Here is a 25203-nt window from a genome sequence, read left to right on the forward strand (position 1 = left end):
CGCACCGCTAGCCCGCCGAGGGTGCCACCGTTTGGATCGGCCGACTGTGCTGGTCGAGAAAGTCGGCGATGACCTCTGTGATCCGCTTCGGCGCCTCGAACATCGGGATGTGCCCGAGACCGTCCAGGGTGATCACCAAGGTTGTGTCCGGCAAGTGGTCGGTGAAATGCGCACCAAATCTGCGCGGAGGCACCACCCGATCCCTTTCGCACAACACCAGTTGGGTGGGGACGGCGGTAGCGGCCAGGTCGATCAGCCCGGGCAGCAGCAACGATTTGACGAGCAGCTGGAAGTAGGCCGGGCAATGCGCGAGGTCGTCGATGATGGCGCTGAGTTCGCGCTCGCTGACCCCCTCCGGGGATCCGCTGATCGGCAGCGTCCCTATTCGCCGGCTCCACGGCAGAAGCAGCATGCGCGGACCCAGCCAGCGCGCCAGCAGCCACACCGGCAGGCCCCCAGCGAATTTGCCGATCACCTCGAACTTCGTTAAACTCCAGCGCTTCCAGCCGCCTGCGGGCGCGATCGCCGTGACGGTCCGCGCCCGTCCGCGGCTCTCCAGTTCGAACGCCACCCACCCGCCGAGCGAGTTGCCGACGATGTGTACGGTGTTCCAGCCCAGGTCATCGAGCTGGCGCTCGACGTGGTCGGCCAGCACCGCGGAACTGAGGAATCGTGTTTGCGGGGCCGGGCCACCATGGTGGCCGGCCATCGTCGGCGCGTACACCTCATAGCGGCCGGTGTCGGCCAACCGCTGTGCGACGGTCTCCCATACCGTCTGCGACATCAAAAACGGGTGCAGCAGCAGGACCGGTTCGCCGGTTCCCAGGTGGATCGGCGCGCGGCTCATGGTCCGGGGCATGACGCCGACATTAGGGTGATACCGCCGGTACCGCAAGCCGTGAGCGCGGGTGTCGCGTCACCGGGTGGTCGCAGAGCACCGCCCGGAACCAACGTGACAAGATCGGACCATCATGACCATCGCCAGCGGACCTCGGCGGGTCTTTTCCGGCGTGCAGCCCACCGCCGACTCTCTGCACCTGGGTAACGCGCTGGGCGCCATCACGCACTGGGCCGCGCTGCAGGACGATTACGAGGCGTTCTTCTGTGTGGTCGACCTACATGCCATCACCGTCCCGCAGGATCCCGAGGAGCTGCGTCGCCGCACCCTGCTCACCGCCGCGCAGTACCTGGCACTGGGTATCGATCCCGCCCGCAGCACCGTTTTCGTGCAGAGCCATGTGCCGGCCCATACGCAGCTCGCGTGGGTGCTGGGCTGTTTCACCGGTTTCGGGCAGGCCGCGCGGATGACGCAGTTCAAAGACAAGTCGACGCGTCAGGGAAGTGAGTCGACCACCGTCGGTTTGTTCACCTATCCGGTGTTGCAGGCCGCCGACGTGCTCGCCTATGACAGTGATCTGGTACCGGTCGGTGAAGACCAGCGTCAACACCTCGAACTGGCGCGCGACGTCGCGCAGCGGTTCAACAGCCGCTTTCCGAACACTTTTGTCATTCCCGAGTTGCTTATCCCCAAGACGACCGCCAAAATCTACGATCTGCAAGATCCGACGGCGAAGATGAGCAAATCCGCGGCCAGCGACGCCGGGTTGATCAGCCTACTCGATGATCCGGCGTTGTCCGCCAAGAAGATTCGCTCAGCTGTGACCGACAGTGAGCGAGAAATCCGTTATGATCCCCAGGCCAAGCCCGGTGTGTCGAATCTGCTGACCATCCAGTCGGCCGTCACCGGTGTCGAAATCGACACTCTCGTTCTGCGATACGCCGGGCACGGCTACGGGGATCTGAAAAAGGACACCGCCGAGGCCGTCATCGAATTCGTGCGACCGATCAAGGCCCGGGTGGACGAATTGATGGCCGACACTGCGGAATTGGAGGGCGTGCTCGCTGCGGGGGCGGAGCGGGCCCAGGATGTGGCCGCCAAAACGGTTGACCGCGTTTATGACCGGCTCGGGTTTCTCCCACGGCGTTTGTAAGACCCGGGTTCGCCATGGAGGAAACGGACACACCGGGAATTCTGCATCGGCTGCGGGCGCGGTACGGGTGGATCGACCACGCCATCCGGGCCAACGAGCGCTATAACGACCGCAAGGGGAATTTCTACGCAGCCGGCCTCGCCTACTACACGATCTTCGCGTTATTCCCGTTGCTGATGGTCGGTTTCGCGATCGCCGGATTCATCCTGGCGCGTCGGCCCGATCTGCTGGCCGAGATCGACAACCGCATCAGATCCTCGGTGTCGGGCGATCTGGGGCACCAACTGACCGACGTGGTCGGGTTGGCGATCGCCTCGCGCACGTCGGTCGGTGTCATCGGCCTGATCGTCGCGGCGTGGGCGGGTCTGGGGTGGATGGCGAATCTGCGTGAAGCGCTGAGCCAAATGTGGAAACAACCCACCAGGCCCACCGGTTTTGTGCGAACCAACCTCTCGGATCTGGCGGCCATGACCTGCGCGGTTGTGGTGATCCTTGCCACCGTCGCGCTGACCGCGCTCGGGGATGCGGCGGGCATGGCCAAAGTCCTGCGATGGCTCGGCGTCCCCGATTTTCCGGTGTTAGGCGGGTTTCTCCGGGCCGCGTCATTGGTGGTGTCTTGGCTGGTGTCATGGTTGTTGTTCACCTGGGTGATCGCACGGCTGCCGCGAGAGGCGATCAGCTTTAACAGCTCGATCCGGGCCGGCCTGATCGCGGCGGTCGGCTTCGAGTTGTTCAAGCAGGTGGCGTCAATCTACTTGCGAATGGTTCTGCGCAGCCCGGCGGGGGTGACGTTCGGCCCGGTAGTGGGCCTGATGGTGTTCGCATACCTCACCGCTCGGCTGGTGCTGTTCGCCACCGCGTGGGCGGCGACCTCACCGGACGGCTGACACCGGGCTACCGGCCGACCCGCCACCGACCGTTGGCCATGACCGCGGTCACCCGCAAATCCTGATCCAGCACAACCAGGTTGGCGTCCAGGCCGGCCCGCAGTACGCCGACCCCGTCCAACCCGAGGACGCGGGCCGGCGTGGCCGAAGTCATCCGCACAGCGGCGGCCAGCGCCGCATCCGAATGCGCGTCGGCCACGGCGCGAAAGAGCCGATCCATGGTGGCGGTGCTGCCGGCGATGGTCGCCGTGTTACGCACCCGTGCCACCCCGGAGACGACCTCGACCGGCAGCGACCCTAGCCGAAACGAGCCGTCGGGCAACCCGGCCGCCGCGGTGGCGTCGGTTACCAGGGCCACCCGGTCCGGTCCGGCGAACTCGACTACCGCGCGCACCAGGGCGGGGTGAACATGCACTCCGTCGGCGATCAGCTCGACGGTCACCCGCGGATCTTCCAGCAGGGCAAACGCGGGCCCGGGCTCGCGGTGATGCAGCGGGCGCATCGCGTTGAACACATGGGTGCCGACCGTGGCGCCGGCCGCGATGGCCTGTTTCGTCTGTTCGTAGGTGGCGTCCGTGTGGCCGATGGCGACCACGACATCCGCGTCGAGAAACCGGTCGATGGCTCGGCCGCTTGCGTGCAGCTCCGGCGCCAGGGTCACCATCCGGATCGCACCGGCCCCGGCGGCGAGCACCGCGTCGATCTCCGCAGGATCGGGATCGCGCAGCCGGTCGCGGTCGTGGGCACCGGGGTGGGCCGGGCTCAGCCACGGCCCCTCCAGATGGATGCCGGCGATAAGCCCGGCGGCCGCCGCCTCGGCGAGCGCCCGCACCCCGGTGAGCAGCTCGGCGGGTGACGCGGTGACCAGGCTGGCCAGCGTGGTGGTGGTGCCGTGCCGCGCGTGAAACTCGGCGGCGCGCGCGATTTCGGCCGCGCGGGCATCGCCGTAGGATGCGCCGTCGCCGCCGTGCACGTGCACGTCAACGAAGCCGGGCACCACCACCGAGTCGGCGAAGGCGACGTCAGCCGGCCGGGGTGGTGCGCCGGCGCCGCAATCCCGGATGCGTCGACCGGATGTCTCTAACCAGCCCGGCCGGCAGACCCGGTCGTCGAGCACGATAGCGCCGGCGGCGATCAGCGTCACGTTTGTGTGACCCGCTTTGGGCCGCGTGGGGTGCCGTCGGCGACGCGCCTCACCCGACGAAGCGTAGCCAACGCCGGTTAGCGTCTGCTCATCGTGAGGGTCCCCTTGGTGGTGAGCACCTTCGCGGCGGTGATCTTCTCCGCCTTGCGGGCCTCCCGCTCCAGGTAGCGCTGCTTGGACACCTCGAACTTGTCGCAGGCCTCCTCCAGCTCCTTGACCAGCACCGCCAGGTCGTCGCGCATCCATGCGGCCTCACCGGTAAAATCCTCGCGTTCGAAGATGCGCCACTTTCTCAGCACCGGCATCACGACCTCGTCGAGATGGATGCGCGGGTCGTACACGCCGCCGACGGCGATGATCACGGCCTTGCGGCGGAACTCGGGCACCGTGAACCCCGGCATCTTGAAATTCCGCAGCACCCGGTGCACCGACTTCATCGCCTGGTTGGGCGCAATTTCCAGGCCGGCTGCGGTGACGTCGCGGTAGAAGATCATGTGCAAGTTTTCGTCGTGGCCTAACCTGGCCATCAGCTGGTCCGCGATCGTCTCATTACAGGCCTTGCCGGTATTGCGATGCGACACTCGGGTGGCCAATTCCTGAAACGACACGTACACAACGGAGTCGAACAGGCTTTCGGCGAACAAGTCGCCCTGGTGGTTCTGGCCCGGGCTGAAGCCCCGAGTCATCTGCTCGATGCGAAGTTTCTCCAATTCGACCGGGTCGACCGCGCGGGTCACCACCAGGTAGTCGCGCAATGCTGTGCTGTGTCGGTTCTCCTCGGCGGTCCAGCGGTTCACCCATTGCCCCCAGGGGCCGTCCATACCGAAGTTCATCGCGATCTCGCGGTGATATGCGGGGAGGTTGTCCTCGGTCAGCAGGTTCTGGACGATCGCCACTCGGGCGACGTCGGAGAGCCGGCACTGCTCAGGCTCCCAGTCCTGACCGCCAAGGGCGTAGAAGTTCTTGCCGTCGGACCAGGGAATGTAGTCGTGCGGATTCCACTCCTTGAACTTTGCGAGGTGACGGTTGAGGAGGCGCTCCACCGTCGGCTCCAGCTCTTTGAGCAGTTGCTCGTGGGTCAGGTCTTTGGACATGGCACCTTCCAGTTATATGTGTCTGACAGTTGCGGGTAATATATCTGTGCAATCCGGTTACATACAAGTTGGACACGCCGAGGTGCCTGATTCGTATTGTGCGGAGCATGCGGGGCGGCCGTCGGCTAACCGGCGGGTGCCGCGGTGGTGGGGCCCGGACGATCGGGCTCTCGGGCTCAGTGCTGGGGTCGGCGGTTCATGGAGCGCGCGAGCGTCATCAATCCGAACACGATCAGCGTGCCGATGACAGCCACTCCCGCCCGCACCGGCAGCGCATCGGCGGGCGATGCGATCGCGCCGCCCGGGGCGGCGTCGCGGATCCCGTCGGCGCCGGGCTTGTTGGCGAGCAGCGCCGGATCAGGTTCGATCAGCGTCCCGACCCGGGTGCCCGGCGTGGTAGCGAACCCGTAATCCAGCAGATGCGCCGCTTGTTCCCAGGGCGGAATCGGCTGACGGGTCCCATGCAGCAGCACCGCCATCAGCCTGCGCCCGTTCCGGTTGGCGGCGCCGACGAACGTCTGCCCGGCGTCGTCGGTGTAGCCGGTTTTGCCGCCCAGCGCGCCGGGATAGTTGTACAGCAGCTGGTTGTCGTTTTCCAGCTGGTAGCCGGGGTGATCGCCGTGGCCGGGGAAATCGAATGTCCGGGTCGCGACGATGCCGGCGAAGGTGGGGTTCTGCCACGCGTAGCGGTAGAACAGGCCGATGTCGTAGGCCGAGGTGCTCATGCCCGGACCGTCCAGCCCGGACGGTGTCGCCACCCGGGTGTCGCGTCCTCCGAGCTTGCCGGCCAGCGTGTTGATCTTCTCCAGCGCGGTCTGCATGCCGCCGAGCTGCATGGCCAGGGCGTGCGCGGCGTCGTTGCCGGAATGCATCAGTAGCCCGTGCAGCAACTGGTTGACGGTGTAGGTGCCGTCGGGGGCCACGCCGACCTTGGTTCCTTCGACCGCCGCGTCTTCGGCGGTCCCGGCCACCGTGGTGTTGAGGTTGAGCTCGTTGAGCGTCGCCATGGCGATCAGCACCTTGATGACGCTGGCCGGACGGTGACGCCCGTGCGGATCTTTGGCGGCGATGACGGCGCCGCTGTCCAGATCGGCCACCAGCCAGGCGTCGGCGGACACATCCCCGGGCACCGGCGGGGTGCCGGGGGCGGTGATCACCCCGCAGCCACCCAGCGCGGTGCCGCCGACCGGGGTCGCGGGCACCGGCAGCGGAAGAGGCGGGTCACCGGCCCTGGGGATCTCTGACGTGTCGACCGCGGGCGGGGTAGCGACCTTGTAGGGGCAGCCGTCAGGCGCCGCATCGGGTTCGGCGGCTGCGCCCGGCATGGCCGGCAGCGAGAACGCCAGCAAAACCGTTGCCGCCAGGCAGGATGCGACGCGTGGAGTAGTCATCGTCTGTGCAGACTAGGCGATGAACGCCCGGATCCCGCGGAGCCGCGCTGTGCAGCTGGGAATAGCTGGGAATAGTGAGGCGGCGGGCCGCGAGAGTGTGTCCAACGACGGCGTTACTCGAGAAACGCGTCGGCAGTTGCACTTTCGCGACCGGATAAGACGCTGCGCAGGATGGCTTCGATGGTGTCGAACTCGGCCGGACCGCTGATCAGCGGGGGTGCCACCTGAATCACCGGGTCACCGCGGTCATCGAGGCGGCAGTACAGCCCGGCCGCAAAGAGCGCCGAGGACAATTGAGGCAGCAGCCGCCGGCGTTCCTCGGCGGTGAAGGTTTGCCTGGTGGCCTTGTCTTTGACCAGCTCGAGCGCGTAGAAGTATCCCTCGCCGCGGACATCGCCGACGAGGGGCAGGTCGTAGAGTCTCTCCAGCGCGGCGCGCAGCAGCGGGGCGTTGCGTTTAACGTGGTCGTTGAGGCCCTCGCGCTCAAAGATGTCGAGGTTGGCCAGCGCGACGGCCGCCGACACCGGATGTCCGCCGAAGGTGTAGCCGTGCGCGAACATCGTCTCACCGTCGGCAAACGGTTCGAACAGCCGGTCGCTGGCGATCATCGCCCCGATCGGCGAGTACCCGGACGTCAGGCCCTTCGCGCAGGTGATGATGTCGGGCAGATAGCCGCCGTCCCCAATATCGCAGCAGGCGAACATCGACCCGATCCGCCCGAACGCGCAGATCACCTCGTCGGAGACCAGCAGCACGTCGTAGTGGTCGCAGATCTCGCGCACCCGCTGGAAATACCCGGGGGGCGGCGGGATGCAGCCGCCGGCGTTCTGCACCGGTTCGAGGAAGACCGCGGCCACGGTGTCCGGGCCTTCGAATTCGATCGCCTCGGCGATCCGGTCGGCGGCCCACCGTCCGAAGGCTTTGACGTCGCTGCCCAGCGGTTCGGGTGCGCGGTAGACGTTGGTGTTGGGCACTTTCACCGCACCCGGCGTCAGTGGCTCGAACGGTGCTCTGAACTTCGGCACGCCGGTGAGCGCCAGCGCCCCCTGCGGGGTGCCGTGGTAGGCGATCGCCCGCGAGATCACTTTGTATTTGCCGGGTTTGCCGGTCAGCTTGAAGTACTGTTTGGCGAGTTTCCACGCGGTTTCGACGGCCTCGCCGCCGCCGGTGGTGAAGAACACCCGGTTCAGGTCACCCGGGGCGTACCGCGCGAGACGTTCGGCAAGCTCGATCGCGCTCGGGGTGGCATAGGACCACAGCGGGAAGTAGGCCAACCTGCGGGCCTGCCGGGCGGCGGCCTCGGCGAGCTCGTCACGCCCGTACCCGACCTGCACCACGAACAGCCCGGACATCGCATCGAGGTAGCTCTTGCCCCGGTGGTCGAAGATCCACACACCCTCACCACGAGTGATGATCGGCGGGGTGATGCCCGCGCCGTGGCGGGCGAAATGGCCCCACAGGTGGCGATCCGCCTGGGCCGACAAATCAGGGAACTCCATCCCAGTCATCTTGCCTGGGGCTGCGCCGGCCGCGGCGGAGCACCAGGATATTCGCGATCTGCGGGCGTGGCTAACCACGGTGGTCAGCCGGTTGGCTCTCGACCGACTGCGGTCGGCGGCGCACCGGCGCGAAACCTATGTCGGCGAATGGCTCCCGGAACCGGTGGTGACCGGTCTCGACGGCGCTGATCCGCTCTCGGCGGTGGTGGCCGGAGAGGACGCGCGGTTTGCGGCGATGGTGGTGCTGGAGCGGCTCAGTCCCGGTCAGCGGGTGGCGTTCGTGCTGCACGACGGCTTCGCGATTCCGTTCAACGAAATCGCCGACGTCCTGGGAACCAGCGAGGCGGCCGCCAGGCAGTTGGCCTCGCGGGCCCGTCGCGCGGTGGCCAACGAACCACCGCCGGACCTGGACCCCGCCCACAACGAGGTGATCGGCAAGCTGATGGCCGCCATGGCCGCCGGTGACCTGAACGCGGTGGTGTCGTTGCTGCATCCCGACGTCACGTTCACCGGCGATTCGAACGGCAAGGCGCCGACGGTGGCGCGGGTCATTCACGGTCCCGACAAGGTGGCCCGGTTCCTGTTCGGCCTGGCGCGACGCTACGGCCCGGCGTTTCTCACGGCCAACCAGCCGGCTCTGGTCAACGGCGAGCTGGGTCTCTACACCGCGGGCAGTCCGGCCGGCGACGGGTATCGGGAGATGCTGCCGCGTATCCTCGCCATCACGGTGCACGACGAAAAGGTTTGCGCCCTATGGGATATCGCCAACCCGGATAAGTTCAGCGGCTCTCCGATGAGGTCGAGTCCGCCCACGGCACCCGGCACGCGTCACCGGAGCTGAAGCCCTGCTCGGTGATGCCCAGCGCCGCATTCATTCGTGAGCCGCTCGATGTCGAGGCCCTCGAGGCGCTGCAGCATGGCCCCGAAGTCCACGCGCCACGAGCAGCCAATGCTGCGGGCAGCCCAAAACACCGCCAGCTCACGCACATTCGCGGGCAGCTGCTTCGACGCCTTTTCCAGCATGGTCTTGTGGACGGCATTGGCCACCAGCAGCCGCGGGTGATGCGCGGCGACGGTGAACGGCTCAGGGACTTCACCGAAGCGTCGTTTGGCGTACCGATACATCGCGCGGATCCACAGCGGTGCGCGTTGCGGGGACAGGGGTTCGACGCGGGTTTTCTGTGTCATACCGTCAGACGCGGTAGCCGCGGAATGTGTGACGGCACGCAGCAGCTTGAGCCGAAGGTTCAGCTTCAGCACTGGTGCTTCATCTGTCACACGAGTCACCGCTCAGGTCAAGTGGGTATTTGCCCGCCTTCGAGCGATTTCGCGATTGATGTCGTACCAGCATGCGATGGTCTGACGATGAACGACGTGCGGCGCCTGCGTTTGCGTGGAATCGAACTCCGCTACACACTCACGATGCACCTGTTTGACCACGGTCCCGCGACCATCACCAACCTGGTCGAGGCGCTCGCCTCGCAGGGCTTCGACGTTGGTCAGCCGGCGCCGAAATCGGTGTCGGACGCGTTGCGGTGGGAAATGCGACGGGGCCGCGTGCGCCGGCTCGGGCGCGGCCGCTACGGTCCGGGGCGGATGCCACGTGGCACGGAGCATCGCATCCATCAACGGGTGCTGGCACTGCGCGCCGAAAATCGCTCAGAGCCGGGCACATAGCATGTTGACCTGCGCGGTGACTCGCGTGGCAGACGTGGCGGATGTTACCGGCGCCAGCGGCGTGTCCTTGCAACCTCGCAATGGTGGACACCCGCTCAGCGCGCGCACATCAGCGCGCGCTTCACCTCCTGGATCGCCTTGGTCACCTCGATGCCGCGCGGGCAGGCCTCGGTGCAGTTGAACGTGGCGCGGCAGCGCCAAACCCCGTCGACGTCATTGAGGATGTCCAGGCGCTCGGCGGCGGCCTCGGTCGCGGCTGTCGAAGATGAAGCGGTGCGCGTTGACGATCGCCGCCGGGCCGAAGTAGCTGCCCTCATGCCAGAACACCGGGCAGCTGGTGGTGCAGGCGGCGCACGGGATGCATTTGGTGGTGTCCTCATAGCGGGCCCGGTCGGCCGGGCTCTGGATGCGCTCTCCCGTCGGCGGGTTGCCGCTGGTGATCAGGTACGGCTTCACCGCGCGGTAGGCGTCGAAGAACGGCACGCATCAGCACCTTGCAGGCCAGCCGGTTGACCCCGTTGATCCGCATGGCGTCCGAGCCGCACACACCGTGCGCGCAGGATCGCCGGAAGGTGAGCGTGCCGTCGAGATAATCCTTGATGTACATCAGCAGGTTGAGCACCCGGTCGTTGGGCAGGCCGGGGACCCGGAAGCTTTGCCAGCCGCCGGTATCGGCGTACTTGCCCGGTCCTCCGGGTCGAACCGGGCGATCCGCAGCGTCACCATCACCGCACTCTCGGGGACCGGCGGCGGGTGCCCCAGCACAAGCGTGAACACCATCGACACCCCCAGCAGCGTGTTCAGCCAGAAACGGGTGGAGTCCTTGCGGGCATAGTCGTCGATGATGGTGCGCAGACCGTTGCCGCCGTGCAGTTGCGCCAGCCACAACAGCAGCAGGTCCCAGGTCTGCCAGAACGGCGAATGCAGCGCACCGCCACATAGTTGAAGTCGATGCGGTAGACACCGTCGTCCCACATCAGCATCCGAACAGGTGCCCGAGCGCTAAGAACACGAGGACAACGCCGGAAAACCGCATGAACAGCCAGGCGTATTTCTCGAAGTTGGGCATGCCGGCACGGTGACGCGACGCCCGCGGATTGTCCAGCCCGGCGGGGCGGTCGTAGCTGCGCGCCAGCGCCGGTGCGATCTGGCGTGTGGTGCTCATGCGAAGCGCTCCATCATGTGGATGCCGATCACTACCGTCGCGGGAACCATGACCAGCAGCCAAATGATGCCGATCACCCGCAACATCAGCCGCTGATAGCGCGGGCCGTGCGTCCAGAAATCGATCAGAATGACGCGGATCCCGTTGAGCGCGTGGTAGAGCACCGCGGCCACCAGCCCAAGTTCCATCGGCCCGACGATCGGCGTCTTGTAGGTTTCGATGACTTCGTTGTAGGCCTGCGGACTGACCCGGACCAGCGCGGTGTCCAGCACATGCACGAACAGGAAGAAGATGGTGGCACCGGTGATGCGGTGCAGCACCCACGCCCACATGCCGGGATCACCCCGGTACAGGCTTCGGCGCACCTGGGGTGCCGGCCTAGCAGACGTCGCCGTCATCAGCCTCCTGTCATGATGGCGACCCGCTGCGCCCGGTTTCGCCGCGCTTGCGATCGCCACGGGTGTCGCGGGGCGGACGGTAAACCCATTGGCGGTTTCGATGAACCGGCCGCGGCCGCCGACGCCCGCGTCGGCGGCAAAGTTAGGGTGGCCGTGGGAATTGACCGACGGCCTCACGGCGCCGCCGGATGTGTTCAGAGGATGGCTGGCATTGCTATCATGACCGACGCGATTGACTGGAATTTGCTGCGGGACAAGGCAACCCAAGCAGCACTGGCAGCCTATGCGCCGTATTCGCGGTTTCGGGTGGGTGCGGCGGCGTTGGTCGACGATCGGCGGGTGGTCATCGGCTGCAATGTGGAAAATGTCTCCTACGGGCTGAGTCTTTGTGCCGAATGCGCGGTGGTGTGTGCCCTGCACTCGACCGGTGGCGGCCGGCTGGTGGCGCTGGTGTGCGTCGATGCGGCGGGTTCGCTGCTGACCCCCTGCGGGCGGTGCCGCCAGGTGCTGCTCGAACACGGCGGGCCGCAGCTGTTGATTGATCACCCGGGCGGGCCCCGCCGGCTCGGTGACCTGCTGCCGGACGCATTCGGAGCCGACGAGCTGCCCCGGTGGTCCCCATGAGCTTCGACGCACCGACGGTGATCAGGACCAAGCGGGACGGCGGCCGGCTCTCCGACCCCGAGATCGACTGGGTGATCGACGCCTATACCCACGGGCAGGTCGCCGAGGAGCAGATGGCGGCGCTGCTGATGGCGATCTTCCTGCGCGGCATGGACTACGGTGAGACCGCGCGCTGGACGGCGGCGATGGTGGCATCCGGTGATCGGCTGGACTTCACCGATCTGCGCCGCGACGGCAAGCCGCTGGCAACGGTGGACAAGCACTCCACCGGCGGGGTTGGCGACAAGATCACGCTGGTGTTGGTGCCGGTGATCGCCGCCTGCGGGGGTGCGGTGCCCCAGGCGGCCGGCCGGGGGCTCGGGCACACCGGTGGCACCCTCGACAAGCTGGAGTCGATCGCGGGCTTCACCGCGTTTCTGTCCAATCAGCAAGTCCGGCAACAACTCCGCGATCTCGGTGCGGCCATCTTCGCGGCCGGGAGGCTCGCGCCGGCCGATGCCAAGCTGTACGCGCTGCGCGACATCACCGCCACCGTGGAATCCCTGCCGTTGATCGCCAGCTCGGTGATGAGCAAGAAGCTGGCCGAAGGGGCGGGCGCGTTGGTGCTCGATGTGAAGGTCGGTTGCGGGTCGTTGCTGAAATCGGAACCACGGAGTCGGGAGCTGGCGCACACCCTGGTGCGGCTGGGCGCGGCGCACGGGGTGCCCACCCGGGCGCTGCTGACCGACATGACCTGCCCGCTGGGCGCCAGCGCCGGCAACGCGCTCGAGGTCGCCGAGGCGCTGGAGGTGCTGGCCGGCGGTGGGCCACCCGACGTCGTGGAGCTGACGCTACGGCTGGCCGGCGAGATGCTCGAGATCAGCGGCATCGCGGGCGGTGATCCCGCGCAGACGCTGCGCGATGGGACCGCGATGGACCGCTTCCGGGCGTTGGTTGCTGCGCAGGGCGGTGACTTGTCGGTACCGTTGCCGATCGGTGCGTGTTCTGAGACCGTGACCGCGGGTCGGAGCGGCACAATGGGCGACATCGACGCGATGGCGGTGGGGATGACGGTGTGGCGGCTGGGTGCGGGCAGGGCCCGGCCGGGCGAGCGGGTGCAGCCCGGTGCCGGCATCCGGATTCACCGGCGCCCCGGGGAACCGGTGGTCGCCGGTGAGCCGCTGTTTACGCTGTATACCGATACCCCGGAGCGTTTCGGGCCCGCGATGGCCGCGCTGGAGGGCGGCTGGAGCGTCGGCGACACACCGCCTGCGCGACGGCCACTGATCATCGATCGGATCACCGCATGACGACACCGCTGACGCTGGAGATGATCGAGAAAGCGCCGAAGGCGCTGCTGCATGATCACCTCGACGGCGGGCTGCGCCCGGCCACCGTGCTGGACATCGCCGGCCGGATCGGCTACGACGAGCTGCCCGCCACCGACGTCGAGGAGCTGGGCCGCTGGTTTCATACCAGGTCCTACAGCGGCTCACTGGAGCGCTATCTGGAGCCGTTCTCCCATACCGTGGCGGTGATGCAGACCGCCGAGGCGCTGCACCGGGTGGCCTACGAGTGCGTGGAAGACCTCGCCGCCGACAACGTGGTGTACGCCGAGGTGCGGTTCGCCCCCGAACTGCACATCGAGCGCGGGCTGTCGTTCGACGAGGTGGTCGACGCCGTGCTGGCGGGTTTTGCCGACGGCGAGAAGGCCGCGGCCGCCGAGGGCCGCACCATCACGGTGCGCTGCCTGGTCACCGCGATGCGCCACGCCGCACTGTCGCGGGAGATCGCCGAACTGGCGATCCGGTTCCGGGACAAGGGGGTGGTGGGGTTCGACATCGCCGGCGCGGAGGCCGGCTACCCGCCCACCCGGCACCTGGATGCTTTTGAATACATGCGAGACAACAACGCGCGCTTCACTATTCACGCAGGTGAGGCGTTCGGACTGCCGTCCATTCACGAGGCGATCGCATTCTGCGGTGCCGACCGGCTCGGTCACGGCGTGCGGATCGTCGACGATATCCACGTCGATGACCACGGCACGGTGCGACTGGGTCGGCTGGCGTCGATATTGCGCGACAAGCGAATCCCGTTGGAGTTGTGCCCGAGCTCCAACGTGCATTCCGGTGTGGTCGACAGCATCGCCGAGCATCCGTTCGACCTGCTGGCCCGGGCCCGGTTCCGGGTGACCATCAACACCGACAACCGGTTGATGAGCGATACGTCGATGAGCCGTGAGATGCACCGGTTGGCCCAGGTGTTCGGTTATGGCTGGAGCGACTTGGAGCGCTTCACCATCAATGCGATGAAGTCGGCGTTCATCCCCTTCGATGAGCGGTTGGCGATTATCGACGAGGTGATCAAGCCGCGGTACGCGGTGCTGATCGGATAGCACACACCATCGGCGTGACATCGGCGTGAACACTTGTCGACCACATTGACCGTGCCGCGCCGCGCGGTCTGTACTTGACGGCGATGACGTTGCCATTGCTGGGCCCGTTGACGCTTTCGGGCTTTGAGAACCCCTGGTTTTTCCTGTTCCTGCTGGTCGTGGTGCTGCTGGCCGGCCTTTATGTGGCGGTCCAACTCACTCGCCGCCGCCAGACTTTGCGCTTTGCCAACATGGACGTGCTGGAGCAGGTCGCGCCGCATCACCGCAGTCGGTGGCGCCACCTCCCGACGCTTCTGCTCGTGCTGTCTTTGGTGTTGCTGACGACCGCAATGGCGGGGCCGACTCACGACATCCGGGTTCCGGTCCACCGCGCGGTGGTGATGTTGGTGATGGACGTCTCGGAATCGATGGCGGCCACCGACGTCGCACCGAGTCGCCTGGGCGCCGCGCAGCAGGCCGCTACGCAGTTCAGCGAGGAGCTCACGCCGGGTATCAGCCTCGGTCTGGTGGAGTTCGCGGCCACCGCGACGCTGTTGGTTGCCCCGACGACCGACCGCAGCGCCGTGGAAGCGGCGATCAAAAGCCTCAAGCCTTCTCCGAAAACCGCGACCGGCGAGGGGATTTACACCGCGCTGCAGGCGATCGCCACGGTCGGCGCGGTGATGCCCGGCGGCCCCGGTCCACCACCCGCGCGGATCTTGCTGCTTTCCGATGGCGCCGAAAACGTGCCAATGAACCCGAACGCCCCGCAGGGGGCGTTCACCGCGGCCCGGGCGGCGAAAGCCGAAGGGGTGCAGATCTCCACGATCTCCTTCGGGACGCCCAACGGCACCGTCGTCTATGACGGCGCCACCCTTAAGGTGCCCGTCGATGACCAAACGCTGCAGAAAATCTCCGAGATCAGCGGCGGTCACACGTTTCACGCCGATAGCCTAGAGGCACTCAATAGCGTCTACACGACCTTGCAGCAGCAAGTCGGCTTCGAGACCGTGCACGGGGATGCCAGCTTCGGGTGGATTGTGCTCGGCGCGATCGCGATGGCCGGTGCCGTGCTGGCGGGTCTGCTGCTGAACCGCAGGCTGCCGTCGTAAAACGGCTTGCTTCATCAGACTCACGTAGGTACGCGCCGGTTGATCACCAGCGCCAGCACGGTGGCGAGCACCGCAGCGATGACGGCCAGGCGCAGCCAGCCGGCGCTGGCAGGGCCCCGGACCGTGCGATATCCGATCTGCTGTTGGATCGCGTCGTAGCTTTGGTTGAGTTCATCGATGTTGCCGGCGGTGTAGGCCTGGCCGCCGGATAACCGGGCGATGGTCTTCATCTGCTCGGGGTCGGCGGGCACCGGGATCAGGTGGCCGTCCAAGTCGATGGAGCCGGTGCGGGTGCCGAACGTGATCGTCGAGATGGGCACCCCCTGAGTCTTGGCCAGCCGCGCTGCGGTGTAGTCGCCGTGCGGGTTGTTCGGGTCTTCCGGAACGTTTTCGGCGCCGTCGGAAAGCAGGACGATGCGAGCCGGCAGCGGCCCACCCCCGGTGACGGTGGCCGTGGTGCTGATCGCCTGCAGGGCGGTGAAGATCGCGTCCCCGGTTGCCGTGCTGTTGGCGAATTGGAGGTTCTTCAGTGCCGCCAAAGTCTGCTGATGCTGCACGGTGGGGGGCACCAGCAGATACGGCGTTCCCGCAAACGCGACAAGCCCGAGATCGATGCCTGGCGTCAGCTGGCTGGTAAACCGGGCGGCGGCCCGTTCGGCAGCCCGCAGGCGATCAGGCGGAACATCGGTCGCGCGCATCGACGGCGAGACGTCGATCACCAGCACGATGACGGCGCGGCTGCGCGGGATGAGGATGCTGTGGCTGGGCGTGGCCAGCGCCACGGTCAACAGCGCCAGGCCGACGAGCGAAACAATGATGGGTAGGTGCCGCCAGGCCGACTGCGGCACAGTCTCCTCGGTGAACCGGCGCAGCCGCTGCCGACGACGCGCCTGGGTGATCAGATAGACGGCCAGAAGGGCCAGCGGCACCAGCCCGAAGAGCACCATGCCCGGGCGCTGAAACCCCGACAGCGGCAGCGGGCCTATTCCTGGCAGTGTCATACCTCGTCGGGACGCCCTTTTCTGCTAGCTTCCTGCTGGCGACGCCAGTAAAGAGCAATCTTGATCCGGCGTCAAACGATGGCCGGCCGCGGCGGCCCAATCGCGGCGTTATTCGCGCCTTAGCCGCGACTCCACGAACCGCTCGAGTTCCTCCCATTCGCGGACCGCTTGGGCATCCGGCGCCGCGGGCTTGCCCACCGAGTCGGGTTCTAAGACGTAGGCCACCAGCCGGCCCAGCGGCCGGTCGGGCTGCAGCGCCTTGTCGACGGTGGTGTCCTCGGCGTAATCGCCGACATCGCGGAGCAGCTCGACGGCCAGGTCGAGCTGCTCCCGGTCCACCGCGTCCGGCCCGGCGGCGAGATCATCGGCCAGCCCGGTCAGCACGTAGACGTTCTCGTCGGTGACCTGGATCGCCAGCGAACCGTCGGTCGCGGCGGTGCGGATGTCGTCGTAGGTGCTCAGGTCGGACAAATCATGGTCGTGCTCGTCGGCAAGATAGCGCGCCAGCGCCCGCTCGGAGGTAAACACGCTGATCCGCCCGTTGCGGCCCAGAAAGATCGGCCGGTCGTCGAAATAGCAGCGAAGCGTGTAGAAGGTACCCGAGCCGGTCATGATCCGGATCGGGTCGATACCCACCTTGAGCCAGAAGTCCTCGTCGCTGCCCAACACGACGCCCTCACCGGTCGCGGGGGTGGTTTCGCTGTCCTCGGGGGACCTGGCGTCATCGGCGGTGTCAACCGGGGTCTCGTCCTCCTCGGCGGTCAGCGACTCGTCGTCCGCGCCGTCCGGTTCCCCCTCGTCCACGGGCTCTGCCAATTCCTCTGCCGCCCGAGCGGCGAGCTGCGCGTCCACATCGGGGGTGCGCACGATGCCGTCGATCGCGGCCAACACATCGTCCCAGCTTCGTCCGATGATCTCGGCGATCCCGTGCCACCGTTTGCGGCCGGCCCTGCCGGTGAAATGGTCGATTCCCCCGGCGAGCAAACCCAGGCTCGGGTTGCCGTTGAAGAATTTCGACACCGCCGTCAGCTCGCAGACCGACCCGATCGCCGACACGATCTCCAGCGTGCCCGCCAGGGCCGCAACCGACTCCTCGGTGGGCTTTTCCGCAACCAGCTCCTCGACGGCGGCCAAGTCGAACCGCTTGTCCTCGGCCGGATTCAGCTTGTGTGCGTTCGCCTTGGCCAGATCCGGCCACGCCGGGTGGTCCACCAGATCGTTGTCGGTGTCGGTGCGCACGAAAGCCACCAGGTCAGCGACGGTCTCGAAGGCGTACAGGTCGTCGTCCTTACCCAGAAACGCCTCCCACTCGTCCCCGGAATCACGCCAGCGGGGTGCCCACAACGTGTAGCGGTCGCCGGCGGTCAGGCTCAAGCAGATGGGCACTAGCTCAGCAGCCATGCGGCACAGAATAGCGACGGACGGCCGCGCGCCGGTACCGAGTCCGCGGCCGGCCGCTTCCGATCCCGGACGCCGATCGGTCAGGTGTTCCAAATATCAGTGATTGCAGGGGCTTTCGCCGCATAACCGGTCTTAGCGAGTCCGTACATCTGTTCCAGGGTCGATAACAGGTTGTAGTGCCTGATCGGCTCGGCGTAGGCCCCGGTCTTCACATTCGCACCGTAGACGATCGTCGGAATGTGGTTACCTGCGGTGTTGTCATCCTCGTCCCAGGTCAAAATGAGCAGGCTGTTGTTGGTCTTTGCCCATTCGGCGTAGGCGGACAGGTTGCTGCGCAGCCACGCGTCACCGCGGGCGATCGAGCCGTCGTGCATGTCGTTGTCGGCGTTGGGGATGACGAACGACACCGTGGGCAAAGCGGCGTAGTTCGCCGGTGCCGGAAACTCGGAGAACGGCACCGAACAGGTTGCGGGCACGTTGGTGAAGCTGACCCAGGGCACGTGCTTGCGCACGTATTTACCGGAGCTGCACACGGTCGAGCCGACGGCGGGCAGGCTTTCCGCGTATCCCGTGAAGGTGTATCCGGCGGCGAGTAATTCGGAGGCCAGGTTGGGAGTTGCGCCGAGGTTGACGGGGCAGCTGTCCTCTTTGAGCCCGAACGTGCTGCCGGCGAACAGGGCGAAGTAGTTCGGTTCGCTGGGGTGTGTTTCGGCGAACGACTGCGTCATCATGGCGCCGTTGGCGGCCAGCGCATTGATGTAGGGTGCCGACGGGTTGCCGATGATATTGGCCTGAGAGCGGTTCTCCTCCACGACGATTACGACATGCGCGGGGGTCGGCAGGGCGGACGCGGCGAATTTCACCGGGGGGCTGGGGTTCACGGCGGGCGCCGTGGGGCCGAAAGCCATCGCCGCGGCCAGGACGCCGATCAGCCCGCCTGCCGGACCTCCACCCGGCATCCACCGCCGCAGCCGCCGCATGCCCGGAGTATAGGAGGCGCTATGACCTCGACGAGTCCGCCCGCGAGCGTGTCCGGCACCGGTTAGTGTCGAACCTCGTGGAGGTGCGTGTCGTTGATCACCCGCTCGCGGCGGCCCGGCTCACCGCGCTACGCGACGAGCGCACCGACAACGCCGGATTCCGGACCGCGTTGCGCGATTTGACGCTGATGCTGGTCTACGAGGCCACCCGTGACATGCCGTGCGAGCCGACTCCGGTGCGCACGCCGCTGGCCACGACGCTGGGAGCACGGCTGGTGAAGCCACCGCTGCTGGTGCCGGTGCTGCGCGCCGGGCTGGGCATGGTCGATCAGGCCCATGCGCTGCTACCGGAGGCCCGGGTGGGGTTCGTCGGTGTTGCCCGCGACGAGCGGACCCATCTGCCGGTGCCGTATCTGGAGTCGCTGCCCGACGACCTGAGCTCCCAGCCGGTGATGATCCTGGACCCGATGCTGGCCACGGGTGGGTCGATAACGTACACCATCGGGCTGCTGCACTGCCGCGGCGCGGCGGACATCACCGTGGTGTGCGTGGTAGCGGCGCCGGAAGGCGTTGCCGCGCTAACGAAAGCGGCGCCGAACGCACGGTTGTTCACCGCGGCGGTCGATGAGGGGCTCAACGAGATCGCATATGTCGTGCCGGGTCTCGGCGATGCCGGTGACCGCCAGTTCGGGCCGCGCTGAGCTACCAGCGGCGCACCGCGGCAACCAGTTCCTCGCGCAGCCTGCCGGCTCGCTCCCGGGCTGCGCGCAGGTCCTCGGTGACCGCACAGCGAACCTCGATGTAGCACTTCAGTTTCGGCTCCGTGCCCGAGGGGCGCACCACCACCCGGGCCGACATGCCGGCGGTGTCGCCGGTGAAGACCAGCACGTCGGCGCGGTGCGGCCCGCGCGCGAGATCCACCGTGCTCACGGGGAGCCCGGCCAGTCGCTTCGGCGGGGCCGCGCGCAGTCGCCCCATGAGTCCGGCGGCCTCATCGACGCCGCCGACCCGGCGCGACACCGCCGCGACCTCGTGCACGCCGTGCCGCCGGGCGAGTGCGTCCAGCATGTCGAGCATCGAGCGCCCCTGGGCTTTCAGCGCCGCGGCCAGATCACACACCAGCACCGCGGCACTGATGCCGTCCTTGTCGCGCACCGCCGCCGGGTCCACGCAGTATCCGATGGCCTCCTCATAGGCGTAGATCAGGGTGGCCCCGGGCAGCTCCGCGTCCGCGCGTGCCAGCCATTTGAAACCGGTGAGGGTCTCGACGTGCCGCACCCCGTAATCCGCGGCGATCGCGGCGAGCATTCGGGAGGAGACCACACTGCTGGCCACCACGCCGCTCGCCGGCAGGTTGGCCTGGGACGAAATGTAATCGCCTAGCAGCCAACCGGTTTCGTCGCCGCAGAGCATTCGCCACCCCGCGGGGGTGGGTATCCCGACCGCGCAGCGGTCCGCGTCGGGATCCAAGGCGATGGCGACGTCGGCGCCGACGTCGCCGGCCAGCGCCAGAAGCGCATCGGTGACGCCCGGCTCCTCGGGATTGGGGACCGTGACGGTGGGGAAACCGGGGTCCGGAGCGAACTGTGCAGCCACGGTGTGCACCTCGGTGAAGCCCGCACGGCGCAACGTCTCCACGGCCGGCGCACCGCCCACCCCGTGCAACGGGGTGAGGGCGATCCGGACCGAACCGGTGCCGCGCCGGACCTGCGCGGCCCGCCGGATGTAGTGCTCGACCAGCCGGGTTTCGGCGGGCTTGACCGTCTTCCTGCGGATTCGGTCGGCGAACGGGGCGGCGGCCATCGCGGTTTGGATCTCTTGGTCGGTGGGGGAGGTGATCTGGATGCCGTCGCCGCCGTAGACCTTGTAGCCGTTATCGGCGGCCGGGTTATGCGATGCGGTGATCTGGATCCCGGCCGCGGCGCCGGTGTGGCGCACCGCGAACGCCACCACGGGTGTGGGAACCGGGTCGGGTAGAAGCACTACCGAAAAGCCCTCGGCAGCAAGCACTTCCGCGGCAGCAGCGGCAAATTCGTCCGACCTGTGCCGGGCGTCGCGGCCGACGATCACCGCCGAGCCGCTGCGCCCGTGATCGGTTAGCACCCGGGCCAGCGCCCAGGTGGCGCGCAGCACCACGGCCAGGTTCATGGCGTCCGGCCCGCCCCGCACCGGCCCGCGCAGCCCCGCGGTGCCGAAGGTCAGGGGCCGAGCGAACCGCGCGGCAAGCTCGTCGGGCCCGCAGGCGGCGAGCTCGGCGGCGGTCACCGGGTCGGGGTCGTGGATGATCCACTCCTGGGGTGTCACGGCGGGCCTCCCAGCCGCTCGACCACGGCGCCCAGCAGGGCACCCATCCTGGTGGCCGACGCGGCACCGGCCGCGAGCACCTCGGCGTGGCGGAGCGGCTCGCCGGTGATCCCGGCCGCCAGGTTGGTCACCAGCGAGACGCCCAGCACCTGGGCGCCGGCCGCGCGTGCCGCGATGGTCTCGTGCACCGTGGACATGCCCACCAGGTCGGCACCCAGCAGCCGCAGCATCCGGATTTCGGCGGGGGTCTCGTAGTGCGGTCCGGGCAGGCCCGCGTATACGCCTTCCGGGAGCTGCGGCTCGACGCGGCGGGCCAACTCCCGCAGCCGCGGCGCGTACGCGTCGACCAGGTCGACGAATTGCGGTCCGACCAAAGGGGACCGCGCGGTGAGGTTCAGGTGGTCGCTGATCAGCACCAATTGGCCGACCCGCAGGTCGGGGCGCAGCGCCCCGGCCGCATTGGTGAGCACGACGGTGCGCGCCCCCGCGGCGCACGCCGCCCGGACCGGGTGCACGACGTGGCGCAGGTCGTGGCCCTCGTAGGCGTGCAGGCGCCCGGCCAGCACCAGCACCCGGTGTCCGGCGATGGGCACCGAGAGCACCTGGCCGCTGTGCCCGACCACGGTGGGCGGGGTGAATCCGGGTAATTCGGCCATGGGCAGCACGTTGCTGGCGGCGCCGAGTTCGGTGATGGCCGGGGCCCACCCCGATCCGAGGACGATCGCGACATCGTGTTCGGTGACCCCGGTCCGCTCGGCGATGGCCTGCGCCGCTTGCCGCGCGAGCGCGTCGGGATCGGGTGCACCGGTCACGGCCATTGAGGCTAGTCGTCGTGATCGCCCGGCAGCTCCGGGTGAGCAGCTGCGGGTGAGATACTGGTGAAATGCCCGCTGCCCCCGCATTCGCCGCTGTCGAAGACGCGGTGTGTCGCCGGGGCGGCTGCCGGGGTGAGCCGTCCCGAGCTATCCGCACCGAACCGAAACCGGTGGCGGGCAGAACAATTCAGGTTGTCGAGGCGCCGGCCGAACCGCAGCGGGTGCCGGCGGCTCGCGACCGGTGGGTGGCGAGATGAGCCTGACGGAGAGCACCGAAAGGTGGCTGGCGGCGCACCACGGCGACCTGGTCGAATGGCGACGACACATCCACCGCTACCCCGAACTCGGTCGCCAGGAGTACGCCACCACCCAGTACGTCGCCGAGCGGCTGGCCGACGCCGGCCTCAACCCGAAGGTGCTGCCCGGTGGGACCGGCCTGACCTGTGACTTGGGGCCGGAGAACGAGACCAGGATCGCGTTGCGGGCCGACATGGATGCGCTGCCGATGGCCGAGCGCACCGGCGCGCCGTACGCGTCGACGATGCCCAATGTTGCGCACGCCTGCGGGCATGACGCGCACACCGCGATCCTGCTCGGCGCCGCGCTGGCACTGGCCTCGGCGCCGGAATTGCCGGTCGCGGTGCGCCTGATTTTCCAGCCCGCCGAGGAGCTGATGCCCGGTGGCGCGCTGGACGCGATAGCCGCCGGGGCGCTGACCGGGGTGACCCGGATCTTCGCGCTGCACTGCGACCCCCGGCTTCTGGTCGGCAAGGTGGCGGTAAAGCCGGGGCCGATCACGTCGGCGGCCGATCAGGTCGAGATCAGCCTGTACTCACCGGGCGGACACACCTCACGGCCGCACCTGACCGCCGATTTGGTCTACGGTCTGGGCACGCTGATCGTCGGGCTGCCCGGTGTGCTCTCGCGTCGCATCGACCCGCGTCACGCTACCGTCATGGTGTGGGGGGCGGTCAACGCCGGCACCGCCGCCAACGCCATACCGCAGAGCGGCGTCCTGTCCGGCACCGTGCGCACCGCCAGCCGCCAGACGTGGGATTCGCTGGAAAACGTCATCCGCCAGGCGGTGTCCGCGCTGCTGTCGCCGCTGGATATCCGGCACACGCTGCACTACCGCCGCGGCGTGCCGCCGGTGGTCAACGAGGAGGTTTGCACCCGCATCCTCAGCCACGCCATCGAAGCGCTGGGCCCGGAGGTGCTGGCCGACACCCGGCAGTCCGGGGGCGGCGAGGATTTCTCCTGGTATCTGGAGGAGGTTCCCGGCGCGATGGCCCGGCTCGGGGTGTGGTCGGGTCAGGGACCGCAATTAGACCTGCATCAACCGACATTCGATCTCGACGAGCGGGCCCTGGCGGTCGGGGTGCGCGTGCTGGTCAACGTCGTCGAGCAGTCGGCGGGGTTCTAAGTCCCCGGGCCGATGTTGCGGGCCGGGCGGGTGCGCAGGTCATGCACGTAATCGGGTGGCGCCCCGGCCATCTCGGCGGCATCGGCCATGACGCCCAGGTAGTGCGCCGACGGCAGCCCGCCCTCCCAGGCATCCAGCACGTAGAGCCAGGCGAGCACCGGGTCCGTGGTGGTGTAGGAGGACAAGCGCTCTACCCGGCACCGGATCTTCTTGTGGATCCCCAGCTCCGAGCCCTCCCAGCGGTCCAGGTTCTGTTCGTCGGCGGGGGTGACGTCATAGAGCACGACGAAGACCTTCGAGTTCGGGTCCTCGACGACGGTGGCCAGCGCGCCCTCCCAGCCGATGTCCTCACCACCGAATGTCAGCCGCCACCCGTGCAGCCAGCCGGTCCCGGCCATCGGCGAATGGGGTGCCCGCTGTGCCATCTGCTCCGGATCCATGTTCGAGCCGTAGGCGGCGTAGAGCGGCACGGAGAAAGCTTAGATGGCGCGCGCCCGCTCGGCGTAGGTCCGAGCGGTTGGCTAGGTTAAAGCCGTGGCGACCCGTATTGTGATCCTCGGGGGAGGGCCGGCCGGGTACGAGGCGGCGCTGGTCGCCGCCCCCCGCGACGCCCGGGTGACCGTGATCGACTCCGACGGCATCGGCGGGGCGGCCGTGCTGGCCGACTGTGTGCCGTCGAAGACGTTCATCGCCTCCGCGGGGTTGCGAACCGAATTGCGGCGGTCGTCCCGGCTGGGTTTCGACATCGACCTCGAAGACGCCAAGATCTCGCTGGGCCAGATCCACGAGCGGGTCAAAGCCCTGGCCGCCGCGCAGTCGGCCGACATCACCGCCCAGTTGCGCAGCGTGGGCGTGGAGCTGATCACCGGGCGGGGCGAGCTGGTCGACCCCGGTCCGGATCTGGCGCGTCATCGCATCAAGGCGACCGCCCGTGACGGCGCCACCAGCGAACACGACGCCGACGTCGTGTTGATCGCCACCGGTGCCACCCCGCGGATCATGCCGACGGCGCGGCCCGACGGCGAACGCATCCTGACCTGGCGCCAGCTCTACGACCTGGACTCGTTGCCCGACCACTTGGTCGTGGTGGGCTCGGGCGTCACCGGCGCGGAGTTCGTCAACGCCTACACCGAACTGGGTGTCGCGGTGACGGTGGTGGCCAGCCGGGATCATGTGCTGCCCTACGAGGACGCCGACGCCGCGCTGGTGGTGGAGGAGTCGTTCGCCGAACGCGGTGTGCGGCTGGTCAAAAACGCCCGGGCGGAATCGGTCACCCGTACCGGCGCCGGGGTTGTGGTGAGGATGACCGACGGGCGCACCGTGGAGGGCAGCCATGCCCTGATGACCATCGGATCGGTCCCGAACACCGGGGGCCTGGGCCTGGAGCGGCTGGGCATCGACCTCGGACCCGGCAACTATCTGCGGGTCGATCGGGTGTCGCGGACGTCGGTGCCCGGGATCTACGCCGCCGGGGACTGCACCGGCTTGCTGCCGTTGGCGTCGGTCGCGGCGATGCAGGGCCGGATCGCGATGTATCACGCATTGGGGGAAGCGGTCACGCCGATCCGGTTGCGCACCGTCGCGGCGACGGTGTTCACCCATCCCGAGATCGCGGCCGTCGGTGTGCCCCAGTCGGCGATCGACGACGGCTCGGTGCCCGCCCGGACCATCAGGCTGCCGTTGCGCACCAACGCCCGGGCCAAGATGTCCGAACTGCGGCACGGCTTTGTCAAGCTCTTCTGCCGGCGCGCCACCGGCGTGGTGATCGGCGGTGTGGTGGTGGCGCCGATCGCCTCCGAGCTGATCCTGCCGATCGCGGTGGCGGTGACAAACCGCATCACGGTCGACGAGCTGGCGCAGACCCTGGCCGTCTACCCGTCGCTGTCGGGGTCGATCACCGAGGCCGCCCGCCGGCTGATGGCCCACGGTGACCTGGACTAGCCA

At 67.9% G+C, this 25203-nt stretch carries 22 protein-coding genes and 4 pseudogenes; 11 read left to right on the plus strand and 15 right to left on the minus strand.

What is annotated here, in order from left to right; all coding sequences use genetic code 11:
- Nucleotides 1-7 precede the first annotated feature (7 nt).
- The gene (locus tag QJR12_RS10940; protein WP_300582431.1) at nt 8-805 is read right to left on the minus strand and encodes an alpha/beta hydrolase; all 798 of its coding nucleotides are present in this window, start codon (nt 803-805) and stop codon (nt 8-10) included.
- 166 nt (nt 806-971) lie between these two features.
- Between QJR12_RS10940 and trpS the strand changes: the two genes are divergently transcribed.
- Both trpS and yhjD read left to right on the plus strand, forming a co-directional pair.
- Nucleotides 972-1991: a tryptophan--tRNA ligase gene (trpS, locus tag QJR12_RS10945; RefSeq protein WP_300581885.1), complete on the plus strand. Its 1020-nt coding sequence runs from the start codon at nt 972-974 to the stop codon at nt 1989-1991.
- 14 nt (nt 1992-2005) lie between these two features.
- On the plus strand, nt 2006-2878 hold the full coding sequence (gene yhjD, locus QJR12_RS10950; protein ID WP_300581887.1) for an inner membrane protein YhjD: 873 nt from the start codon (nt 2006-2008) through the stop codon (nt 2876-2878).
- Nucleotides 2879-2885: 7 nt separating this feature from the next.
- Here yhjD and nagA read toward each other — a convergent pair whose 3' ends face one another.
- The 4 genes from nagA to QJR12_RS10970 form a co-directional block, all read right to left on the minus strand.
- Nucleotides 2886-4022, minus strand: a complete 1137-nt coding sequence (gene nagA, locus QJR12_RS10955; RefSeq protein ID WP_300581890.1) for an N-acetylglucosamine-6-phosphate deacetylase — start codon at nt 4020-4022, stop codon at nt 2886-2888.
- Nucleotides 4023-4099: 77 nt separating this feature from the next.
- On the minus strand, nt 4100-5116 hold the full coding sequence (locus QJR12_RS10960; protein ID WP_300581893.1) for an acyl-ACP desaturase: 1017 nt from the start codon (nt 5114-5116) through the stop codon (nt 4100-4102).
- 176 nt (nt 5117-5292) lie between these two features.
- Entirely contained in the window at nt 5293-6507 is a 1215-nt protein-coding gene (locus QJR12_RS10965; protein ID WP_300581895.1) for a D-alanyl-D-alanine carboxypeptidase family protein, read from the minus strand.
- A gap of 113 nt (nt 6508-6620) precedes the next feature.
- Entirely contained in the window at nt 6621-8015 is a 1395-nt protein-coding gene (locus QJR12_RS10970; protein WP_300581898.1) for an aspartate aminotransferase family protein, read from the minus strand.
- Nucleotides 8016-8067: 52 nt separating this feature from the next.
- On the opposite strand from QJR12_RS10970, the pseudogene QJR12_RS10975 reads away from it, so the two are divergent.
- Nucleotides 8068-8847, plus strand: a pseudogene (locus QJR12_RS10975) (sigma-70 family RNA polymerase sigma factor); the annotation flags it as partial.
- Here the strand turns inward: QJR12_RS10975 and QJR12_RS10980 are convergent.
- A pseudogene (locus QJR12_RS10980) lies at nt 8786-9194 on the minus strand (hypothetical protein). The pseudogenes QJR12_RS10975 and QJR12_RS10980 overlap by 62 nt on opposite strands.
- Nucleotides 9195-9371: 177 nt before the next feature.
- On the opposite strand from QJR12_RS10980, the gene QJR12_RS10985 reads away from it, so the two are divergent.
- Nucleotides 9372-9683: a hypothetical protein gene (locus QJR12_RS10985; protein ID WP_300581901.1), complete on the plus strand. Its 312-nt coding sequence runs from the start codon at nt 9372-9374 to the stop codon at nt 9681-9683.
- Nucleotides 9684-9778: 95 nt separating this feature from the next.
- Here QJR12_RS10985 and QJR12_RS10990 read toward each other — a convergent pair.
- From QJR12_RS10990 to sdhC, 3 genes and pseudogenes are all read right to left on the minus strand, one after another.
- Nucleotides 9779-10463 (minus strand): annotated as a pseudogene (locus QJR12_RS10990) (succinate dehydrogenase iron-sulfur subunit).
- Nucleotides 10440-10848, minus strand: a pseudogene (locus QJR12_RS10995) (succinate dehydrogenase hydrophobic membrane anchor subunit); the annotation flags it as partial. The pseudogenes QJR12_RS10990 and QJR12_RS10995, both read right to left, overlap by 24 nt.
- Entirely contained in the window at nt 10845-11246 is a 402-nt protein-coding gene (sdhC, locus tag QJR12_RS11000; protein ID WP_300581904.1) for a succinate dehydrogenase, cytochrome b556 subunit, read from the minus strand. The gene sdhC and the pseudogene QJR12_RS10995, both read right to left, overlap by 4 nt.
- 219 nt (nt 11247-11465) lie before the next feature.
- Between sdhC and QJR12_RS11005 the strand changes: the two genes are divergently transcribed.
- From QJR12_RS11005 to QJR12_RS11020, 4 genes are all read left to right on the plus strand, one after another.
- The gene (locus QJR12_RS11005; RefSeq protein ID WP_300581906.1) at nt 11466-11870 is read left to right on the plus strand and encodes a cytidine deaminase; all 405 of its coding nucleotides are present in this window, start codon (nt 11466-11468) and stop codon (nt 11868-11870) included.
- Nucleotides 11858-13159, plus strand: coding sequence for a thymidine phosphorylase (locus tag QJR12_RS11010; RefSeq protein ID WP_300581908.1), 1302 nt, complete (start codon nt 11858-11860; stop codon nt 13157-13159). The genes QJR12_RS11005 and QJR12_RS11010 overlap by 13 nt, the downstream gene beginning before the upstream one ends.
- Nucleotides 13156-14244 carry an adenosine deaminase gene (locus QJR12_RS11015; RefSeq protein ID WP_300581910.1) on the plus strand — a complete coding sequence of 363 codons (1089 nt, stop codon included), beginning with the start codon at nt 13156-13158 and terminating at the stop codon, nt 14242-14244. The genes QJR12_RS11010 and QJR12_RS11015 overlap by 4 nt, the downstream gene beginning before the upstream one ends.
- Nucleotides 14245-14327: 83 nt before the next feature.
- Nucleotides 14328-15335, plus strand: coding sequence for a VWA domain-containing protein (locus QJR12_RS11020; protein WP_300581913.1), 1008 nt, complete (start codon nt 14328-14330; stop codon nt 15333-15335).
- A 20-nt stretch (nt 15336-15355) separates the two neighbouring features.
- Here QJR12_RS11020 and QJR12_RS11025 read toward each other — a convergent pair whose 3' ends face one another.
- The 3 genes from QJR12_RS11025 to QJR12_RS11035 all read right to left on the minus strand — a co-directional run bounded on the left by QJR12_RS11025 (nt 15356) and on the right by QJR12_RS11035 (nt 18717).
- A complete protein-coding gene (locus QJR12_RS11025) occupies nt 15356-16336 on the minus strand; it encodes a VWA domain-containing protein (protein ID WP_300581915.1) in 981 nt (326 codons plus the stop codon).
- Between the two features lie 108 nt (nt 16337-16444).
- Nucleotides 16445-17737 carry a primosomal protein gene (locus QJR12_RS11030; protein ID WP_300581918.1) on the minus strand — a complete coding sequence of 431 codons (1293 nt, stop codon included), beginning with the start codon at nt 17735-17737 and terminating at the stop codon, nt 16445-16447.
- 80 nt (nt 17738-17817) lie between these two features.
- Entirely contained in the window at nt 17818-18717 is a 900-nt protein-coding gene (locus tag QJR12_RS11035; protein ID WP_300581921.1) for an alkaline phosphatase family protein, read from the minus strand.
- A gap of 77 nt (nt 18718-18794) precedes the next feature.
- On the opposite strand from QJR12_RS11035, the gene upp reads away from it, so the two are divergent.
- Nucleotides 18795-19418, plus strand: coding sequence for a uracil phosphoribosyltransferase (gene upp / locus QJR12_RS11040; RefSeq protein WP_300581924.1), 624 nt, complete (start codon nt 18795-18797; stop codon nt 19416-19418).
- A 1-nt stretch (nt 19419) separates the two neighbouring features.
- Here upp and QJR12_RS11045 read toward each other — a convergent pair whose 3' ends face one another.
- Together QJR12_RS11045 and QJR12_RS11050 are read right to left on the minus strand one after the other, a co-directional pair.
- Nucleotides 19420-21021 (minus strand): phospho-sugar mutase, encoded by a 1602-nt coding sequence (locus QJR12_RS11045; RefSeq protein ID WP_300581927.1) that lies wholly within the window; start codon nt 21019-21021, stop codon nt 19420-19422.
- Nucleotides 21018-21839, minus strand: coding sequence for a purine-nucleoside phosphorylase (locus tag QJR12_RS11050; RefSeq protein ID WP_300581929.1), 822 nt, complete (start codon nt 21837-21839; stop codon nt 21018-21020). The genes QJR12_RS11045 and QJR12_RS11050 overlap by 4 nt, the downstream gene beginning before the upstream one ends.
- A gap of 250 nt (nt 21840-22089) precedes the next feature.
- Here QJR12_RS11050 and QJR12_RS11055 point away from each other — a divergent pair, with 250 nt between their 5' ends.
- Nucleotides 22090-23259 (plus strand): M20 family metallopeptidase, encoded by a 1170-nt coding sequence (locus QJR12_RS11055; protein WP_300581931.1) that lies wholly within the window; start codon nt 22090-22092, stop codon nt 23257-23259.
- Here QJR12_RS11055 and QJR12_RS11060 read toward each other — a convergent pair.
- Entirely contained in the window at nt 23256-23729 is a 474-nt protein-coding gene (locus tag QJR12_RS11060; protein WP_300581933.1) for a gamma-glutamylcyclotransferase, read from the minus strand. The two genes, QJR12_RS11055 and QJR12_RS11060, sit on opposite strands and share 4 nt — an antisense overlap.
- A gap of 64 nt (nt 23730-23793) precedes the next feature.
- Between QJR12_RS11060 and QJR12_RS11065 the strand changes: the two genes are divergently transcribed.
- Nucleotides 23794-25200 (plus strand): NAD(P)H-quinone dehydrogenase, encoded by a 1407-nt coding sequence (locus tag QJR12_RS11065; protein ID WP_300581936.1) that lies wholly within the window; start codon nt 23794-23796, stop codon nt 25198-25200.
- The last annotated feature ends 3 nt before the right edge of the window (nt 25201-25203 follow it).

The organism is Mycobacterium sp. (genome assembly GCF_029961025.1).
Lineage (GTDB): Bacteria > Actinomycetota > Actinomycetes > Mycobacteriales > Mycobacteriaceae > Mycobacterium.

Excerpts from the sequence above, each read along its gene's own strand:
- trpS (WP_300581885.1), top strand. The coding sequence starts at position 972 with ATGACCATCGCCAGCGGACCTCGGCGGGTCTTTTCCGGCGTGCAGCCC.
- yhjD (WP_300581887.1), top strand. The coding sequence starts at position 2,006 with ATGGAGGAAACGGACACACCGGGAATTCTGCATCGGCTGCGGGCGCGG.
- QJR12_RS10960 (WP_300581893.1), bottom strand. The coding sequence starts at position 5,116 with ATGTCCAAAGACCTGACCCACGAGCAACTGCTCAAAGAGCTGGAGCCG.
- QJR12_RS10965 (WP_300581895.1), bottom strand. The coding sequence starts at position 6,507 with ATGACTACTCCACGCGTCGCATCCTGCCTGGCGGCAACGGTTTTGCTG.
- QJR12_RS10970 (WP_300581898.1), bottom strand. The coding sequence starts at position 8,015 with ATGACTGGGATGGAGTTCCCTGATTTGTCGGCCCAGGCGGATCGCCAC.
- QJR12_RS10985 (WP_300581901.1), top strand. The coding sequence starts at position 9,372 with ATGAACGACGTGCGGCGCCTGCGTTTGCGTGGAATCGAACTCCGCTAC.
- sdhC (WP_300581904.1), bottom strand. The coding sequence starts at position 11,246 with ATGACGGCGACGTCTGCTAGGCCGGCACCCCAGGTGCGCCGAAGCCTG.
- QJR12_RS11005 (WP_300581906.1), top strand. The coding sequence starts at position 11,466 with ATGACCGACGCGATTGACTGGAATTTGCTGCGGGACAAGGCAACCCAA.
- QJR12_RS11015 (WP_300581910.1), top strand. The coding sequence starts at position 13,156 with ATGACGACACCGCTGACGCTGGAGATGATCGAGAAAGCGCCGAAGGCG.
- QJR12_RS11020 (WP_300581913.1), top strand. The coding sequence starts at position 14,328 with ATGACGTTGCCATTGCTGGGCCCGTTGACGCTTTCGGGCTTTGAGAAC.
- QJR12_RS11025 (WP_300581915.1), bottom strand. The coding sequence starts at position 16,336 with ATGACACTGCCAGGAATAGGCCCGCTGCCGCTGTCGGGGTTTCAGCGC.
- QJR12_RS11030 (WP_300581918.1), bottom strand. The coding sequence starts at position 17,737 with ATGGCTGCTGAGCTAGTGCCCATCTGCTTGAGCCTGACCGCCGGCGAC.
- QJR12_RS11035 (WP_300581921.1), bottom strand. The coding sequence starts at position 18,717 with ATGCGGCGGCTGCGGCGGTGGATGCCGGGTGGAGGTCCGGCAGGCGGG.
- QJR12_RS11050 (WP_300581929.1), bottom strand. The coding sequence starts at position 21,839 with ATGGCCGTGACCGGTGCACCCGATCCCGACGCGCTCGCGCGGCAAGCG.
- QJR12_RS11055 (WP_300581931.1), top strand. The coding sequence starts at position 22,090 with ATGAGCCTGACGGAGAGCACCGAAAGGTGGCTGGCGGCGCACCACGGC.